Raw genomic sequence first — 15,172 nt, forward strand, 5'->3', positions numbered from 1 at the left:
GGCGGGATCTCCACCGCCGGCCGCTGCAGCGGCCGCGCCGCCGCCGCCGCCGCCAGCGCCCTCGCCTTCGCGAACGGGCAAATACTTCTCAAGCAGATGTTTCATGGGTCTTGGCTCCTCGTTTGCTGCTTCCAGAGTTCTTCACCCTCGGCGATCGCTCGCAGCAACGCGTAGCCGACGGCTGTTCGTGCCTCATGCTTGGCGGCGGCCAGCGCCGCGCTTTCCTTCATCGAGCCGACATGCGGGAATGGCGCGCGCACCGTCAGGTCGGCCAGCCATTCGATGATCCGGCGCCCTTCTGCGTTGCCGTAGAAGTGGTAAAGCACCAGCTTCATATCGTCGCCAGGGTCGAAATTGTCGGCAACCTTCGCCGGGAACATCGCCTGGCTAAGGCCACTCCAATCCGGCGTTGACGAAAGCAGCTGGTCGACGGCCAACATCGGCCGCGAAAACGCAAATGGTCCACTCATGCGGCTTGTGCTTCCGGCTGGGTTGCGGCGTCGATCAGCTGCGGCGCGGCCTTGATCGCCGCCTGGGCGGCGAGCGCCGCCGTCTGGCGATCGGCGTTTTCTTTTTGCGCGGCCGCTTTTTCGTCCGGCGTGGTGACGATGTCGGCCGGCACCAGCAAGCCCTGCCGGCTGCGGTCAAGATAGCGGTCGATCGAGATTTCCTCGTTCACGCGATCTTGCCCGACCGTCTGCGCAACCAGGTTGTAATAGTTCACCGAAGCCGCCAGCTGGTCGGCCTTAAGCGCCGCCGCCATCGGTGAATTGATGTACATCGACACCAGCAGCTGGTTGAAGCTCATCAGCTGCGGCAGCAGTTGCCAATCGTTGAGGATTTCCATCGCGCGCGGCACGATCGTGCCCAGCATTTCGACGTTCAACCGGCCATAGGCGCCGATATGCACGCGCGAATTCTGCTGCGCGGTCAGCGCCATTTCCGACGCCGACGCCGGCGTGCCGCCATCGTCGAAGATCCGGGTGTCCAGCAGCGCGTCGCGGATCTGGCGCTGGCCGTCGCCGATGATCATCTTCGCCACATCGATGCGGCCGCTCGCCGTGTCGAGCCGCTGGACATCAGGACCGAGCAGGCCGCCGGTCGACTGCATCGGCCAGAACTCGCCGGGGCCGAGCCGCACGGTGTCGGGGTTGAACGTGCCGCCGGCCCTAAAGCCCCAGATGCCGAGCAGCTGGATGGCGGCCGCCTTCAGCGTCAGTTCCTGCGCTTTGTTGACGGTCTTGATGGTCGGCAGCGCGAACAGCACCGGGCCGCGCCCATAGGCCTCTCCCGGCCAGCGGTAGAAGCGCGCAACGGCGATCGGCTGGGTGCGCGTCGTCTCCTGGGCGATGAAACCGCCATCCGTCTCGAGATAAACGCAAAAGCGCCAGCGGCCATCGGGCAACCGGTAGAAATCCTGAAACAGCACGATTTCGTCGTAGGGCTTTTCCTTGGCCAGCCGTTTGAACTCGTCTGTGAAAACGCCTTTCGGCCATGCCTCAACCACCGCCTCGCGGCCGAGATTGCAGCGTTTCCATGAGGCATAGTTCACGCGCCCCCAGGCATCCTGCCCGATCGCCACTTCGTCCTGGGGAACGCAGACGAAGCGCAGCGGCTCGTTGATCGACGGGCCGCGCAACGGCAAGACCACGCCGGTGCCGACCGTCAGATCGGTGCAGCATTCGTGCATCGACGTGTCGAAATCGCCGGTTTTCATGAACGGATAAACGAAGCTGGCGACGCCCTGCAGCTTCTTGTCGAACTCGGTTTTTTCCGCCGCCGACAGATGCGAGGCGACTAGCGGGCCTGTTTCGAGATTGAACGGCGTCGAGGCCGGGAAAATCTGGCGCTGGATCTCGCCGGCGCAATGCATGGCCGAATTCGGCCCGGTCATGTCGAAAATCATCTGCGTGGGGGCTTTAGTCTTGCCCGTGCCGCCTGGCCGCCGGTTCGGCAGCACATAGTCATAGGCTTCGCTGTACAGCGAATCCCAGCCGCTTCGGTTCGTCCAAACCTGCTTGGAGCGGGCGCGCTGCTGGGCGACCGGCGTGCCGTCCACGATGTCGGCCATTAGCTCAAATCGGCCTTGGAGGCCGGGTCCGTCACGAACAGCCGGCGGCCGCGCGGGTTGCGCCTGGTCGCGCCGCTGGTGGCGTCGGCATTGCGCAGCTCGGCCAGCTGGCGGTCATTCGCCACCGCCTGCTGCGCCTTCTGCGCGGCCGCCGCTTTCTTGGCTTCCGCGCCGGGATTTAGGATCGAGCTCATGTCTAGCCTTCCTCAAAATCCACACGCCGGATTTATGCGCATGGAAGCCAACGAGCATCGCCATGCGCTGGCCGGCGTGGTTGCTGGGCCGGATGCGGGCGACGATGAGGTGAGTTTCGGCCATGGCAAAAAGCGTCAATTGCGCCATTCGGACAAGCCGGCCCATGTGCTGGCGCGCCGCCGGGGCGATCGACAGCGCCATTTCGGTGCGGCGCCAGCCATCCCGACCGAAGTAGACCACGGCCATGCAGTCGTCGCCGCGATAGATGGCGACCGTTTCGAAGTTGCGAACCTGCGAAAGAACCGTGCGCCTCACACGTGCACCTGCGCCCGCGAGGTCGAGCGCGGCAATGCGCGGCGCCGGCGAGACGATGCGCCAGTCAGCGGGTGTCGAAGACATTGAAATCTGACCGGGCGGTGACGGACTTCAGCGGCACCACATTGTTCGGCCGGCCTGCCTGGGCGCCTTCCCTGATCACCGCCGTCCGGCCGCGCCGACCATAGGCCAGATATTCCCAGGCATTGATCGAGTGGGAATATTCGTTCTTGTCAATTTCCAGCGTGCCAGTCTTGCCCTCGCTGGCCTGCTTGGTGAGGTGATACTGCGACACGAAGCCCCGGATAGATGTCTTGCATCGCGGGTCCCAGATCGACCGCGGCGTGTTGGCGTCTTCCATGCCGAAGTACCAGCGCAAAGCTTCCGTGCGCGAATGGATGTCGTTGGTTTCGGTCGGCATGATCATGACGCCGATCGCCTGGCTGACCGTCTGCATGAACGCCAGCTCGCCCTGGATGCGGTCAGCGCCTTCAAAATCGGACGGATCGCCCCAGGCACCCCCGATGCGGAAGCCACGGAAATCGTCGCTCAACAGCAGCTCGACGCAATAGGTGGCGAAGCGCGTGGCGCCCGTCACCACGTCCGGCTGCGAGACGATTTCGCGCAACGCTCGCAACCGCCCATCGGGCAGGAACTGGCCGAGCGCCAGCGCCGGCCGGCCGCCGCCGTCGAACCCTAGATAGATCGGCAGGCCCGGAATGGGAGCCAGCAACTCGTTAGAGCGATGCACCATCAGGTCGAAGGTGTCATAGATGATCGTGCCGACTTTCTTTGGCGCATACTTGCCGTGCACGTTGCGGATACTGTCGGCCGCTTTCGGCCCGCCGAAGCCGCGTTCCTCGGCCTCGTAATCCGCCCTGGTCTTGCGGTCGCGGTTCTCGGCATTGGCGGCAAGGCCGGACGGCTGGGCGAAGAAATTGTAGCCCGGCCACTTCTCCGGTTCCTCGATCTCGCGCTTGTAGGTCCAGTTGACCTCATCCGGCGGGTTGAAGTCGCCGAACACCATGCGCGGGATCTTGATCACCTTGTTGCCGGTGTCGGGGTCGACCTCATAGCCGAGCCGTTCACCCTCCCATTCCATGATCGTGTCGCGCGGCGGGAAACGGCCCGTTCGGCCGAACAGCAGGCCCGGCACGTCCTCATGCATCGTGTCGCATTCGTTCAGCCAGCCAAAGGAAATTTCGTAGCCCTTGAAGAAGCTTTCGAGATTTTCCGAGCCGATCGCGCCGAACTGCATTTCCAGCCGGACGGTCGTTTCTTTCCAGCCGTCCGGCCATTTGCGCAGCACATCCCATTCAAGGATGTGGTTTACCGGCCGGTCCTGGCCGCCGGAGTAGGCATCCTTTTCCTTCGCCGTGTATGGCCCGTATTTGGGGAAGAAGCGCAGCCAGGTCGGCAGCGCGGTCTTGGCCAGCTCGCGGTAGGTTTCGCGCACGGCCGCGCACCGGACGTTGATCTTGCCATCCTTGCAGACCGGAAACAGCGTGCCCGCCTTGTTGGCGATCTTGAACACGGCGCTGACCGTTTTGCCGCTGCCCCATGGCCCTCTGATGAAGTCGAAAGGGCCGTTGCTGTTGATGAAGGCTTCACAGACTGGACCGGCCGGCTTGAACCGCTTGATGTCGAAATCCGGCGTGTAATCCGACCCTGTACCCATGACCCTCGGCCCTCGATTTGCGCCCGGCCCGCGTGCCCGCGTCCCGATTCAGCGCGGTAAATTTATTTCCGCCGCCAGCGAGTCCATTGCGAGCCTGCGGAATAGGTCGCGTGTGTGCGACGCAACGCCCGTGGGCGGTGGGGGGCCCCTGCGATTTTCGAAATTCGGGCGCGCCGGTTCGGCCTGGTCGAGGCATGGGGGCGGGGTCGAGGCGGCACACCAGCCGGCGCCGGCCTCGCGCGCACGTGCACGAGAACTGCCCTCGCGATTCCTGTTTTCAATCGCGCAACTGATTTGCAATCAGTCGTTCAACCCGGCTTTGTCGTTGGTATTCAACGGGTTAGCGTTCTCGTGCGACTTGTCAGCTGGTTGTCGCACGGCATCGCCATTGATTTCATTGGCTTTTTCGGCCCGATCGGGCATGAGCCCAGCGCTCATGTATCCGTCGCCATCGGCCACGACTTGCAGCTGCTCGACGTTGCCGAACACCATCAGCGGCCGCTGGCCGGGCACGACCAGGTCGAGCTGCTGCGGGATCTTCGCATGGCGGTATGGCATCAGGTCGGCCGCCGCGCCGCGAATGATGCCCAGCACCGCGATCTTCTGCTTTGCGCCGGCGGCGCCTACCAGCTTGCACAGCGCGCCGAAGTCGGCCGACTGCAGCATGGACAGCGTCACCATCGGGTCGCGATGGCCGCGCGCATCGAGGTAGCGGATCATGTCGCCGTTCTTGCGGTTGGGCGATCCGAGCGGCCTCCCCCGCGCCCTCGCTGGCGCAGCGACGATTTCCGCGACCAGCGCCAGGGCGTCAACGCCCTCGCCATCTGGCAAGCCGGCCAGGAGATCGAGCGGATCGGCGCCGGGCAGCTCGGCCGGCGGCGGTGTGTGGGCGTCTGGATGCCCCTGGTCGAGCTTATCGGCCATCGAATTCGCACCATGTGCCATTTTTTATTCCGGTTCCCGTTCGAGGCGACGGGTTACCGTTCGGGAACCGGCTTTTCGATAGATAATTCAAATGGATATACCCCTGCGGTTACCGGTTACGTGGTTACCTCATACAGCGCATGCGCGCGCGCGTGCGATGCGAGGTTGCATTAGCCGGGGAACCGGTAACCGAAACAGTCATGTTGTTGATTTCCTTGGGCTTTTCTGGTTACCCATGCGGTAACCCGCTGGTAACCCGGTAACCGCTCCCGATCCCGTCAGCGGCGAAATCAGCCTCGCCCAAATCGCCTATCGTCAATTGCAAGCCATGGTTTGGCGCGGCGGAACTCGCTTGATCGCTGGTCGGGTGGGGGCAAAGCGCGTCAAATGGGGCGCGGGAAATGGTGACAAAATGGCACGATTTGACCCGGCGATTCCTTTGGTGAAACGGGCGCGGGATAGGTTCGAAAACCGCCTGAAAACGCGATTCAATTCAGCCTGTGGCGGCGGGTATAGGGAAAGCGGCGCAGCCCTGCCAGGCTGCAAGTTGTCTTGAGGTGACGCATGGCATCAGCGCCGCGCACCAGGGCACAGCAAGGCCAAGGCAGGCGCTGGGTGCGCTCATCATCCATCAGGGCAAGGGAATCGCGCTGCAAGGCGCGCTAGTCGCGCGCCGGCCTGGTCAGAGGCTGTTGATCATTTCATACTGTCTATTGAGGCCATCAAGCGCCTCATAGTCGCTGGCCGCCTCTGCCTGCCGCCAGTCGTGCCGCCAGCGCCACATCGCCATGGCGCACCATATCCGACGGTCGTGATTGCGCTCATCGTCGTTGCCGATGCGGTCGAAAAACGTTGCAGCGGTGACCAGCTGCCCCGCATCCATCACAGCCCCGCTCCAACATGCTTCTCAAACGCATCGAGGTCGATCAGCAGGCAATGCGTGGTGCTGCCGTTGATTTTGACCTTGCGCGCCGGCAGCACGATGCCCTTGGGCGCCTGTTTCAGCGCCGTGTACCAGCCGCCCTTGTGGAAATCGGTATCGGCGAAGATCCTGTGCAGCTGCGGCGCGTTGGCCGGCACCGCCAGCAGCGCGCCGGCGTTCGGCACCTTGCCGCGCTCGAAACAGCCAAGGCTGACCAGCTCCAGCCGTTCGCGCGTGCCGCGTTCGTCCCAGCCGCCTTGCGCCGGGCCGATGCGCAGCTTTTCGCACACGCCGCCGATCGTCGGCTTGACGCCGTCGCGCCAGGCGTCGATCTGGCTCTGAAACAGCGTGTCTATGCATTTGTGCCAGTGGTCGAGATTTTCGGTGCGGTCGGCCGCCGTCGCCTCGGCGATCAGCTCGCCCAGGTGCGCAGCATCCGTCATCGGCAAACCGATTTCCTCGAGCACGGTATCGCCGACCAGCAGCCGCGCTGCCGCCAGCAGCGTGCCGAATGTATCGATCGCCCGCGCGGACAGCCCGCGCTCGCCCAGGATGGTCGCAAGGTCCGGCATCAGCACATCGTTGAACTCTTTCCAGCCGTCCATGATCTGCCGCAGGATCATGCGGCCGTCCGTCTCCGGCTTCAGCACCAGGTCGCGGCCGCTCTTGCCCGGCCGGTCAAGCTGCGAAAGGTTGAGCATCGCCATGCGGGTCTTGTCCTGCGCGCCCATGGGCGGCGGGATGATGGCCGAGAAAAAGAACGAGTTGCGCGCCGTGAACGTAGTCGCCTGGTGATCCTGGCCGCCGCGGCTGATATCGCCGCCGGTATAGGCAACACGCGCCAGCTCGATGATGCTTTCCGACCTGGTCGAGCCGGGCTTGCTTTCCAGCTCATCGATCATGAACGGCAGGCTGTCGGTTTTCGATTTCTGGTAGACGCCGGCGGCCGTGGTGTTGACCGATTGCGTCACGGCGCCGGCCAGCGCCGAGCTGACAACCTCCTGCAGCCGGCTTTTTCCCACGCCGGCGCCGCCGGTGGCAAAGATGATCGGCCGCGCCCGCAAGGCGCCGCCCATCAATGCCGTGGCGATCCAGCCCAGCACCAGCACCGGGTCGAGGTATGGCCGCTGCCAGTTCCATGTGCGGAGATCTTCGAGGATGCGCCGGGCCGGGCTTTCCTCCTGGGTGACGGGCTCGGCCCATGGCTCGATCGTCGTTGCCTGCTTGGTGTACAAAAACCCGTCATGCTGGGCCGGGCGCGCCTGTTCCAGCTTCTTGCCGTCGACCAGCCACAGCCAGCCGCCCGAATGCCAGACGAAGCGGCCGTGGTTGTCCACCCAGCCGCCACGGCCCCGGTGTTGCGTGTTCGGGTCGAAGTCGGGCTTGCGCGAAGCCTCGTTGATGATCGCCATCATGCATTTGTCGCGCTCGACGCGGTTGACGATCTTTTTCGAGACCATTTTCTCCTGCTCGGCGTCCCAAACATCCTTCTTGCCCCAGCCGGGCCATGCCCACATCAGGCTGTTGAGCTTTGGCGCGAACAGGTCGGACAGCGCCGGCATGTCCCAGCGCTCGACGCGGCGCATGTGGCCGGTGGCGGAAATGCAATAGACCAGGCCGTCCGAATCGCGGCCGACGACTTTGACCGGGCAGTCCGGCGGCATCGAGTCGAACGGCGCGCCTTCCCACATGCCGGGGTTGATGCCGTCGCGCGGCAAATTCGGGTCCGGGTCGATCGCCGACAGCGCGTCGGCCTCATCCTTTGCCCGCTTGGCATCGGCAAAGGCGGCACGGATTGCCTTCGAACCGGTCTGTGTCTGCGCCTTCGCCATTGCTGCCTGTCATTCCATGCTGGGAGAAAAAGCCCGCCGGCGTCGTTGGCCGGCGGGCGTCGCGCTAGACCGACCTAGCGCGGCGTTTTGGCCGCGTCTTGGTCGGCGACGGATATCCACACCGGCACTTGCCAGCCGACCACTTTCAGTAGGATGAAGCCCCCGTCCGAGAGGGTCTTGATCTCTTCCGGGCTGGGCTTCCAAGCGCTCACGCATTCCGGATTGCCGTAAGTATCCTTTTGAAGCCGGATCGGCAGCGTGCCGCATGGCCCATTGGACGGCGTCCAGTTAGCCGGAGCGCCGGGATTGTGGGTTGCCCCTTCGATAGTAGCCACTTCCATTAGATTTCTCTCCTTGGGTTTAGAGCCGGATAGACAGTCAGCGAGGGGAAAAGCCGGTCGGCGCGAAAACCGGATCGGACGGTTGCATGGCGCCCTCGCCGGGCCAGCGGCCGGACGGTTCCGGCTTGGCCTGGGCGGCGGCTTCCTCGGCCGCGCGCTCGGCTTCGAACTTGATCGCCGCACTGGCCGCCGCATGGAACAGCCCCAGCACGAAGCGGTCGGCCGTGTTGGGTTCGGTGCGCGGATAGCGTTTCTGCAGGCCAAGGTGGATGAACATGGCTTCCACCGGCGCGTCGGGATTGCCGCGCACGAAATCGGCCATGATGGCGGCTTCTTCACGATCGAACAGGCCCGGCTTGCCTACCGCGCCATCGGCGAAGAACCGGGCGGCGCCGGCGACGCCGCGCGCCAGCTCGGCGATGTCGAGCGGCGATTTGAAGGTCAGACCGTCGCGTTCATCGTCCGGCAGCAAGCTGTAGCCGTCCTCGAATGGCTCGGTCGGCGACCATGACGCAAAGCCGTCCTCGTATTGGACGAAATAGCCTGTGTCGTTGTCGCTCCCATGGAAACGCTCATACCAGCCCGGAGGCGCATCGAATGGCGCATGGCTCTTGTCTTCCGGCGTCAGCGTAACCTGCCCGGTGTCAAGATTGCGCGTGATGTCGGTCAGTTTGAGCGCTCGCACCTGCTTGTGGCACCGATACTGTGGCGCCAGCTTGCTATCGCTCAATACTCGTGTTTCGCCTGCCTGATTGTCATCGGCCGGTGCCACCGCACCTGGCTGTTGCGATACCGCCGCACCTGCGACAGCAGCATGCTGGTCGGCAGCAGGTTGCGCGGCGCCGCCGGCATCGCCCGCTTTGGCCACATCAGTTGTTCCAGCGTCGGCCGGCGTTTTGGCCTTGGCGGCGATCGGCGCTTTGACATTCTTGCTTCCTCTGTTGCGTCCCATAATCCTAAACCTCCACTTTCACGCGGTCGGCCTGGACGGCCAGCGACACCACGTCCCAATCTTCGGCCAGCATGTCGGTCTGCGAGGCCAGCCACGGCACCACCTTGCCTTCGGCGTCTTTCATGTCGATGTGCGGCCGATAGGTGATTTCGGAGCCCATGCCGACGATCGACGCCAGCGGCTCTCGGTTGACGGTGAAGTTGGAGCCGGCGACGAGGAACAGGAACATGCCCTTGCCATTCCAGCCGGATCGGCTCACGCGCTTGCCTTCCTTGAGCGCGTCCAAGGCTTTTCCGAAATCCATCATTCTTCTCCTTGCGCCAGATCGTTGAAATCATCGCCGACATGGCTGGCTTCCACGACGACTGTCTTGCCGTGGCGTTCGAGCCCGGCGAGTGCTTGATCGAACTGCTTTTGCGCCTGGGCGTTGCCGGCGTTGTTGTCGCGCGCGAACAGCGCCCACTCGATGCAGGCGAGGTCGATCGGCGCCGAGCCGACGCCGGCGAGCGAGCCGCCGGCCCACACGCGCGCTTCCGGCACCGGCTGCGAAAAGCTGGCCGCCGTCTCGATGCCCTCGCCGACCACGACCGGATCGGGCACCAGGCCGTCGCGATCGGCCATCCAGAACGGCACGGCGTTCGGCCCCATGGAAATTTCGATGACGGCGCCCAGCGCCTCGCCCCACATCAGCTTCGCCGGCGTCACCGGCGCTTTCTTCGGCTTGACCGGGTCGAAAAAGGTGATGTGGCAGGCGGTCACGATGCCCATGCGGTTGCGCATCGCCGAATGCATGGCCGGAAACAGCGGCCCGCGCTCGGCCTTCCAGCGCCGGCCGTCCGAATTCTCGTAGCGCGCGCCCTTCCACCATTCCGTCGCCGGCGAGAACCGGAAGGAATAGCGGTTGAGATTGGGAATAGCGTCGAGGTCGACGCCACGGCCGCGAAAGTACGCCTTGGCGTGCAGCTCGGCCGCCGTGCCCTCGCCATAGGCAAACGTGCCTTGCGGGCACCAGGCCGGGCCGGTTTCCTTGTCGCTCGGCTTGGCGAAAAACAGCTGGTCGGCGCTCTGCAGCTTGAACAGCCTGGCGCGCTCGGCCTTGTGGTCGCGCTCCTTCTGGCGCACCACTTCGGCCTTGCGCAAATTCTGCCGCTCGGCCGGCGACATCGAGCGGATGCCGAGAAAATCGCGGCCCCATGCCAGCGCGCCCTTGATGTCGGTGCGCTCGACATAGGCGACCAGTTTCAGCACGTCGCCTTTCGCGCCCGATCGCCAGCAGCTCCACGCGCCGATATCGCCATTGCGAATGCGCACTTTCAGCGCCGGCAGGCGGCCGGGCTTCTGGTCATGCTCGATCGGGTTCCACGCCACCCACAGGCCGCCTTCGGGCTTGCCATCCGGCAGCAGGCGTTCGCAGACGGCCTCGATGCGGTCGATCAAGCCGGACTTGATGATGTCGAGATCGCCGGTCATGCCGCCTGCGCTCCCCATTGCAGCGCCATTGCGTCGGCCATGCCGCCAAAGAAGCGGCTGCGCTCTTGCCCACGATCCTTGCTCGGCGACATGCGCCAGACACGGTTCCAGGCCTTCCATTCGTCGCTGCCCTTCGCCGGCTCGGCCAGACGATCGGTCTCGACCAGCGGCTGCAGCCCGCGCAGATACCAGCCGGTGCCCTTGTATTCAGGGTGACCGAACCAGAACGGCTGGACCATGTGAGGCGCTGGCAGATCGTCAGGCATGCGCGCCTTGGCAAGATCGTGCATTTCGGGGTTTTCAATCGCCACGGCGCCGATCGGCGCGTGCCAGCAGGTTTTGAACAGGTCAACGCCCTGCTCGAATTCCTCGATCATGCTTTCCCATGTGCGGCCGCGCGGCAGCTTTTTCGGCGGTGTCATCTTGCCGGGCCCAGACAGCCAGCGGCGGCCGGAGCGGCACAGCCGGGTGCAAGGCGGATGCATGACGGCCAGCAAATCCCAGCCGTCATTCAGGATCTGGCGGATATCGCAGATGATGTGCCGGTTGCTGCCGTCCTGGCTGGGCAACAGATCGCACGACCAGGCGTCATGCCCGCGATCGAGGAAGGCCCTGCGAACGATGCCGGAAATCTCGCAGCCAATCAGGACGCGCAGCGATTTCACAGCAGCCGCCCCAGCTCGCGGGCGATATCGCCGAGTGACGCCGGCACCGGCCGGCCTTCAAGCGCCGCTTTCTCGGCCCGCACCTGGGCGATGGTCAGCACCGGTTCGCGGTAGACCTTCGCTTTGGCGAGATCTTCAATCGCCTTCATGACCGCATGGTCTTTCGGCAGGTCGACGCAGCCGCCAAAACGCTCCCAATCATCCTTGCGGGTCAGCGTGCGGCGCGATTTCGGGATCCACATGAAGGCCGGATCGGCCGCGCGCGGGCTGAATTTGTGCCAGACCAGCCAGCAATAGGCGGTGGCGCTCTTGCCTTCGATCACCCAGCGGCCGCGATGCATCGGCATGCGCTCGGAATATTGCGCAATCAGGTTTGGCGGCCGCCGGTCGAAAAGCTTGTCATAGCGCCCCTCGCCTTCCAGAAACGCCGTGCGCACCAGCACCGCGACACCGCGCGTCGCCAGTTCAAGCCCGTGCAGGATGAATTCCAGCCCCAGATTGAACGGCGGGTTGAAAAAGAACCAGTCGCGCGGCGCTTGGGCGTGGTCGGGATGCAGGAAATCGGTCACCCCGCCGAAGCCGTAGTCGAAAATGTCGGTCGCCGTCACCAGCGGGAAATATTCGCGCAGGACGAGCGCCATATGGCCCTGCCCGCAGCACGGATCGGCCGCCGTCAACGGCACCAGGCCGGTGCTCGCATCCGGCGTCTCGAAACGCGGCAGCACGTGCGTGCAAAAGGCGCGCGTGCCCCAGGGCGGCGTCGGGAAGAAATCCAGACTGTCAGCCGGATCATGGCGCCGCTGCATGACGGCGGTGCTGTTGGTGCGCGCGTTCATGTCTTGGCCTTTTCAGGACCGACGATGAATGCGACTTCCGGGCCGTTCTTGCCCGGCTTCATCGCCACGATAAAGCCAGGCGGCACGATGGCAGACGCAACAATTCGCACGCCGTAAAGGTGTTCCGTACCTCCTGTGAACGGCGAACGCTGATGGCAGAATGCGTCATCCCGTAGCCTGCGAGCATCCGCCAGCATGGTGTCGCAGCAGCGCAGCTCGTTAACGCCGGCCAACGGGTTCGGCGGCAGGTCGAGCAGCGGCCGGACAGAGGCAAGCAGCGCTTCGAGGGTCAGCGCGTCGCCCATCACACCATCCCCAGCGCGGCTTTGTAGAGGTCGAGGATGCTTTCTTCCTCCTGCCGGGCGGCAGGGTCCATGCGGCGCAGCCGGATCAGCGACTTGATCGCCTTGGTGTCGAAACCGGTGCCCTTCGCCTCGGCGAAGATTTCCTTCTTGTCGTCGCCGATCGCCTTGGCTTCCTCATTCAGCCGCTCGATGCGCTCGACAATGGCGCGCAGCTGGCCGGCCGCAACCGTCTGGCTGGTTTCCGTGACGTCTTCCTTGCTGCGCTTGTTCACGGCGTCACCGCCTTGGCGGCGGCGCGGTCCAGCCGTTCGATTTCTGCGATGATCAGCGCGCCAGCTCTGACGAGGTCGCGCCGGCGGTCTTTTGGCTTCCACCAATTCCTGTGCCAAGGCCAGACGCCAGGCGGGAAATCGCGCTTGGAATGATCGGCCCGCGTGGCATCCTTGATGATCGCTTCGCCAAGATAGGCGGCGGCGGCCTTGCCCAATTCGAAATTGAGGTAACGGTCATCGTGCGCAGGATCGAAATTTTCTTCGTTCCACTGCCGATCGCGCTCGTTCATCACGTCGAGCAGCGCCTTGCTCATGTCCTTCGGATCGAGCCAGCCGGCCTCAATCGCGGCGTCGAATGGACTGTCGTCGGGTTCGCCCCATGCTTCATAGCTCACGAAAACACCTCCTCGATGTGGCTCAAAAGCCTGTCCAGCTGCTTGTCGTGGTCGCGCTGGTCTTCCAGCGCCTTGATCGCTTCACTCACCGCCGCGCGCGTCACGCCGGCGGCGCGGCCGACATCGGCTTGCGCGAAGCCCAGCATGCGGGTGGCGATCCAGAACGCGACCTGCCGGACTTCCGCCGCCGCCTGCCACACCGGGTCGCTTGTCGCCTTGCGCGAAGGATCGCTGGCCAGCACCGCCTTCGGGTTCTGTTTCAGCTCGGCGGCGGCGTAGATCAGGCACACCTTGAAGGCCCCGTGCGTCGTCGCCGGCCCATGCTCGCCGGCAAACTGCATTTTCGAGCGGCCCAGCGCCGCGTTGAGCTTCGCCAGCGTGTCGGGGCGCGTTTCCTTGGTGCCCTTCAGCCCTTCGAAAAAGGCGCGTGTCGACACCCCGGCCTGCAAGCACAGCCTAGCGATCGGGATCTTCTTCACTGCCCGCTTCCGGTTGATCGTCCAGATGTCCAGCGTCTCCGCCATCAAAGTCCTCGTATTGGCGTTGCAGAGCCCCAGCCGCGAGCGAGACGCGGAACAACACGGCGACCGAGGCGGAAAGAATGCGGGCAAGCCCCGGCGTGGTTTTCGCCCGCTGGTCGCCCGAAAGGATCAGCTCGGCCAAATGCGCGGCCTCGCCCAGGTTGAATTCAAGTTCGGTGTCGGCAAGCTTGTCGCCGTCACGCATCGAGCAGACGCCGATCGTGACGTTGTCATCCAGCAGGCCGACCACCCGGCGCGCCGAAACCCCGGCGGCGCCGAGGTCGCGCACGTCGACCATGACGGCCATGGCGCGCATCAGCCTTCCCCTGTGGTTTCGGCAAGCTTGCGCATGCGTTCGGCCACCAGGGCATCGAGCGCGAACTTCAGTTTCTTGAGGGTGTTTTCGGTCGCGCCCTGCGCGCCCGGCCTGTTTTTCAGCTTCGAATAGGTCTGGTGATGGACGCCGGCGCGCTCGCACAGTTCCTTCTGCTCGATACGGGCAGTCTCACGCCGAATTTCGATGTCGGAAAAATCAAGCACCGCGAATCACCTTGCCGCTCATTCGCTCACTGTGATAAGCGAGTTTGCTGATTAGGCAAGTGTGGTGTGTGTGCGCGTTTCAGTGAGTCCACAAACTATTGTGCGTGCCATGGTGGAGCCGCACGATACGAAAGAATGGATCCGGGCGGTTGCCCGGTACATGAACCTTTCGCTGTCGGACCTTGCCTTGAACGCCGGCCTCGCCGCGTCCACCGTCACCCGCTACATCAACGACAAGTCGGGCAAGCTGTCGGTCACCGAACGAACCATAGAGGCGATAGCCGTTTACTCCGGCATCCCCAAAAACGTGCTGCCGGGCCAGCGACGGCTACCGGGCTTCGGTGAAAGCGAGACGGTTAAATATGACGCGCGCCAGGACGGCGCCCTGCCGGATTGGGTCAACACGGCGATCGCCGCCCACAAAGGCAATCGCAACGGCGTCGAGCCGTGGCTGATGAAGGGCTGGGCCCTTGACCAGCTTGGCATCTTGCCCGGCGATATCCTGATGATCGACCAGAACCGCCGCCCGAAGGCCGGCGACATCGTCGTGGCGCAGCTGACCGATCCGGTCACCCAGCGCACCGAAAGCGTGATGCGGCGGTTCGATCCGCCGTTCATCACCACCCATTCTTCCAAGATGGGACCAGGCCGGCCGGAAACGGTCGATGATGACCGCGTCGTCATCATGGGCGTCGAGTGCGGCGTTATCCGTCCGCGCCAATAATCAGCACCTGACAAAGCGCGCGCGCTGTTTTCCGGGTTAGCACCTGACAAAGCGCGCGCGCTTTCTCGAATCTCACACCTGACAAAGCGCGCGCGCTTCTCCGAACACCACACCTGACAAAGCGCGCGCGCCGATGCGGCTTGCGCGGCAGCATCTTTGCGCGCCCAGGCAACGCCGAAAATCAGCGTCACAAAGCTTCAATCAGCGCGCTACT

The 15,172-nt window shown here is 64.1% G+C and carries 22 protein-coding genes; 2 read left to right on the forward strand and 20 right to left on the reverse strand.

The annotated features are described in order from the left end of the window. Positions 1 to 101 precede the first annotated feature (101 nt). The 3 genes from X750_RS137655 to X750_RS1000000166095 are packed head-to-tail and all read right to left on the reverse strand — an operon-like array spanning position 102 to position 2,265. Positions 102 to 470, reverse strand: a complete 369-nt coding sequence (locus tag X750_RS137655) for a hypothetical protein (RefSeq protein WP_156932462.1) — start codon at positions 468 to 470, stop codon at positions 102 to 104. After that, positions 467 to 2,071 (reverse strand): portal protein, encoded by a 1,605-nt coding sequence (locus tag X750_RS137650; RefSeq protein ID WP_023748700.1) that lies wholly within the window; start codon positions 2,069 to 2,071, stop codon positions 467 to 469. The genes X750_RS137655 and X750_RS137650 overlap by 4 nt, the downstream gene beginning before the upstream one ends. Continuing rightward, positions 2,071 to 2,265 (reverse strand): hypothetical protein, encoded by a 195-nt coding sequence (locus X750_RS1000000166095; RefSeq protein ID WP_156932463.1) that lies wholly within the window; start codon positions 2,263 to 2,265, stop codon positions 2,071 to 2,073. Before X750_RS1000000166095 ends, X750_RS137650 begins: the two co-directional genes overlap by 1 nt. A gap of 40 nt (positions 2,266 to 2,305) precedes the next feature. On the opposite strand from X750_RS1000000166095, the gene X750_RS1000000166570 reads away from it, so the two are divergent. Next, positions 2,306 to 2,668 (forward strand): hypothetical protein, encoded by a 363-nt coding sequence (locus tag X750_RS1000000166570; protein WP_198021015.1) that lies wholly within the window; start codon positions 2,306 to 2,308, stop codon positions 2,666 to 2,668. Here X750_RS1000000166570 and X750_RS137640 read toward each other — a convergent pair. The 17 genes from X750_RS137640 to X750_RS137585 form a co-directional block, all read right to left on the reverse strand. Further along, a complete protein-coding gene (locus tag X750_RS137640) occupies positions 2,646 to 4,259 on the reverse strand; it encodes a hypothetical protein (RefSeq protein WP_023748702.1) in 1,614 nt (537 codons plus the stop codon). The two genes, X750_RS1000000166570 and X750_RS137640, sit on opposite strands and share 23 nt — an antisense overlap. A gap of 300 nt (positions 4,260 to 4,559) precedes the next feature. Further along, complete coding sequence (locus X750_RS137635; protein ID WP_023748703.1) at positions 4,560 to 5,204, reverse strand: hypothetical protein; 645 nt, start codon at positions 5,202 to 5,204, stop codon at positions 4,560 to 4,562. Positions 5,205 to 5,865: 661 nt separating this feature from the next. Beyond that, positions 5,866 to 6,066, reverse strand: a complete 201-nt coding sequence (locus tag X750_RS137630; RefSeq protein WP_023739946.1) for a hypothetical protein — start codon at positions 6,064 to 6,066, stop codon at positions 5,866 to 5,868. Continuing rightward, complete coding sequence (locus X750_RS137625; protein WP_023748704.1) at positions 6,066 to 7,937, reverse strand: hypothetical protein; 1,872 nt, start codon at positions 7,935 to 7,937, stop codon at positions 6,066 to 6,068. The genes X750_RS137630 and X750_RS137625 overlap by 1 nt, the downstream gene beginning before the upstream one ends. A gap of 74 nt (positions 7,938 to 8,011) precedes the next feature. Beyond that, on the reverse strand, positions 8,012 to 8,278 hold the full coding sequence (locus X750_RS03370; protein ID WP_023748705.1) for a hypothetical protein: 267 nt from the start codon (positions 8,276 to 8,278) through the stop codon (positions 8,012 to 8,014). A gap of 37 nt (positions 8,279 to 8,315) precedes the next feature. Then, positions 8,316 to 9,008 (reverse strand): hypothetical protein, encoded by a 693-nt coding sequence (locus X750_RS137620; RefSeq protein ID WP_156932464.1) that lies wholly within the window; start codon positions 9,006 to 9,008, stop codon positions 8,316 to 8,318. After that, the gene (locus X750_RS1000000166100) at positions 9,005 to 9,205 is read right to left on the reverse strand and encodes a hypothetical protein (RefSeq protein ID WP_156932465.1); all 201 of its coding nucleotides are present in this window, start codon (positions 9,203 to 9,205) and stop codon (positions 9,005 to 9,007) included. Before X750_RS1000000166100 ends, X750_RS137620 begins: the two co-directional genes overlap by 4 nt. A 29-nt stretch (positions 9,206 to 9,234) precedes the next feature. Beyond that, positions 9,235 to 9,534 carry a DUF2829 domain-containing protein gene (locus X750_RS137615; protein WP_023748707.1) on the reverse strand — a complete coding sequence of 100 codons (300 nt, stop codon included), beginning with the start codon at positions 9,532 to 9,534 and terminating at the stop codon, positions 9,235 to 9,237. Then, positions 9,534 to 10,700 (reverse strand): toprim domain-containing protein, encoded by a 1,167-nt coding sequence (locus tag X750_RS137610; protein ID WP_198021017.1) that lies wholly within the window; start codon positions 10,698 to 10,700, stop codon positions 9,534 to 9,536. Before X750_RS137610 ends, X750_RS137615 begins: the two co-directional genes overlap by 1 nt. Further along, on the reverse strand, positions 10,697 to 11,365 hold the full coding sequence (locus tag X750_RS0133790) for a hypothetical protein (protein ID WP_156932467.1): 669 nt from the start codon (positions 11,363 to 11,365) through the stop codon (positions 10,697 to 10,699). The genes X750_RS137610 and X750_RS0133790 overlap by 4 nt, the downstream gene beginning before the upstream one ends. After that, on the reverse strand, positions 11,362 to 12,201 hold the full coding sequence (locus X750_RS0133795) for a hypothetical protein (RefSeq protein WP_023748709.1): 840 nt from the start codon (positions 12,199 to 12,201) through the stop codon (positions 11,362 to 11,364). The genes X750_RS0133790 and X750_RS0133795 overlap by 4 nt, the downstream gene beginning before the upstream one ends. Next, positions 12,198 to 12,506, reverse strand: coding sequence for a hypothetical protein (locus tag X750_RS137605; RefSeq protein WP_023748710.1), 309 nt, complete (start codon positions 12,504 to 12,506; stop codon positions 12,198 to 12,200). Before X750_RS137605 ends, X750_RS0133795 begins: the two co-directional genes overlap by 4 nt. After that, complete coding sequence (locus X750_RS137600) at positions 12,506 to 12,778, reverse strand: DUF2312 domain-containing protein (protein WP_023748711.1); 273 nt, start codon at positions 12,776 to 12,778, stop codon at positions 12,506 to 12,508. The genes X750_RS137605 and X750_RS137600 overlap by 1 nt, the downstream gene beginning before the upstream one ends. Next, positions 12,775 to 13,173: a hypothetical protein gene (locus X750_RS0133800; RefSeq protein WP_023748712.1), complete on the reverse strand. Its 399-nt coding sequence runs from the start codon at positions 13,171 to 13,173 to the stop codon at positions 12,775 to 12,777. The genes X750_RS137600 and X750_RS0133800 overlap by 4 nt, the downstream gene beginning before the upstream one ends. After that, positions 13,170 to 13,652 carry a hypothetical protein gene (locus X750_RS137595; RefSeq protein WP_031243616.1) on the reverse strand — a complete coding sequence of 161 codons (483 nt, stop codon included), beginning with the start codon at positions 13,650 to 13,652 and terminating at the stop codon, positions 13,170 to 13,172. The genes X750_RS0133800 and X750_RS137595 overlap by 4 nt, the downstream gene beginning before the upstream one ends. Then, complete coding sequence (locus X750_RS137590) at positions 13,630 to 14,010, reverse strand: hypothetical protein (RefSeq protein WP_023748714.1); 381 nt, start codon at positions 14,008 to 14,010, stop codon at positions 13,630 to 13,632. Before X750_RS137590 ends, X750_RS137595 begins: the two co-directional genes overlap by 23 nt. Continuing rightward, positions 14,010 to 14,234: a hypothetical protein gene (locus X750_RS137585; protein ID WP_023748715.1), complete on the reverse strand. Its 225-nt coding sequence runs from the start codon at positions 14,232 to 14,234 to the stop codon at positions 14,010 to 14,012. Before X750_RS137585 ends, X750_RS137590 begins: the two co-directional genes overlap by 1 nt. Before the next feature lie 160 nt (positions 14,235 to 14,394). Between X750_RS137585 and X750_RS137580 the strand changes: the two genes are divergently transcribed. After that, positions 14,395 to 14,958, forward strand: coding sequence for a hypothetical protein (locus tag X750_RS137580; protein WP_198021018.1), 564 nt, complete (start codon positions 14,395 to 14,397; stop codon positions 14,956 to 14,958). Positions 14,959 to 15,172: the final 214 nt, after the last annotated feature.

It is taken from the genome of Mesorhizobium sp. LNJC391B00 (assembly GCF_000502535.1).
Lineage (GTDB): Bacteria > Pseudomonadota > Alphaproteobacteria > Rhizobiales > Rhizobiaceae > Mesorhizobium.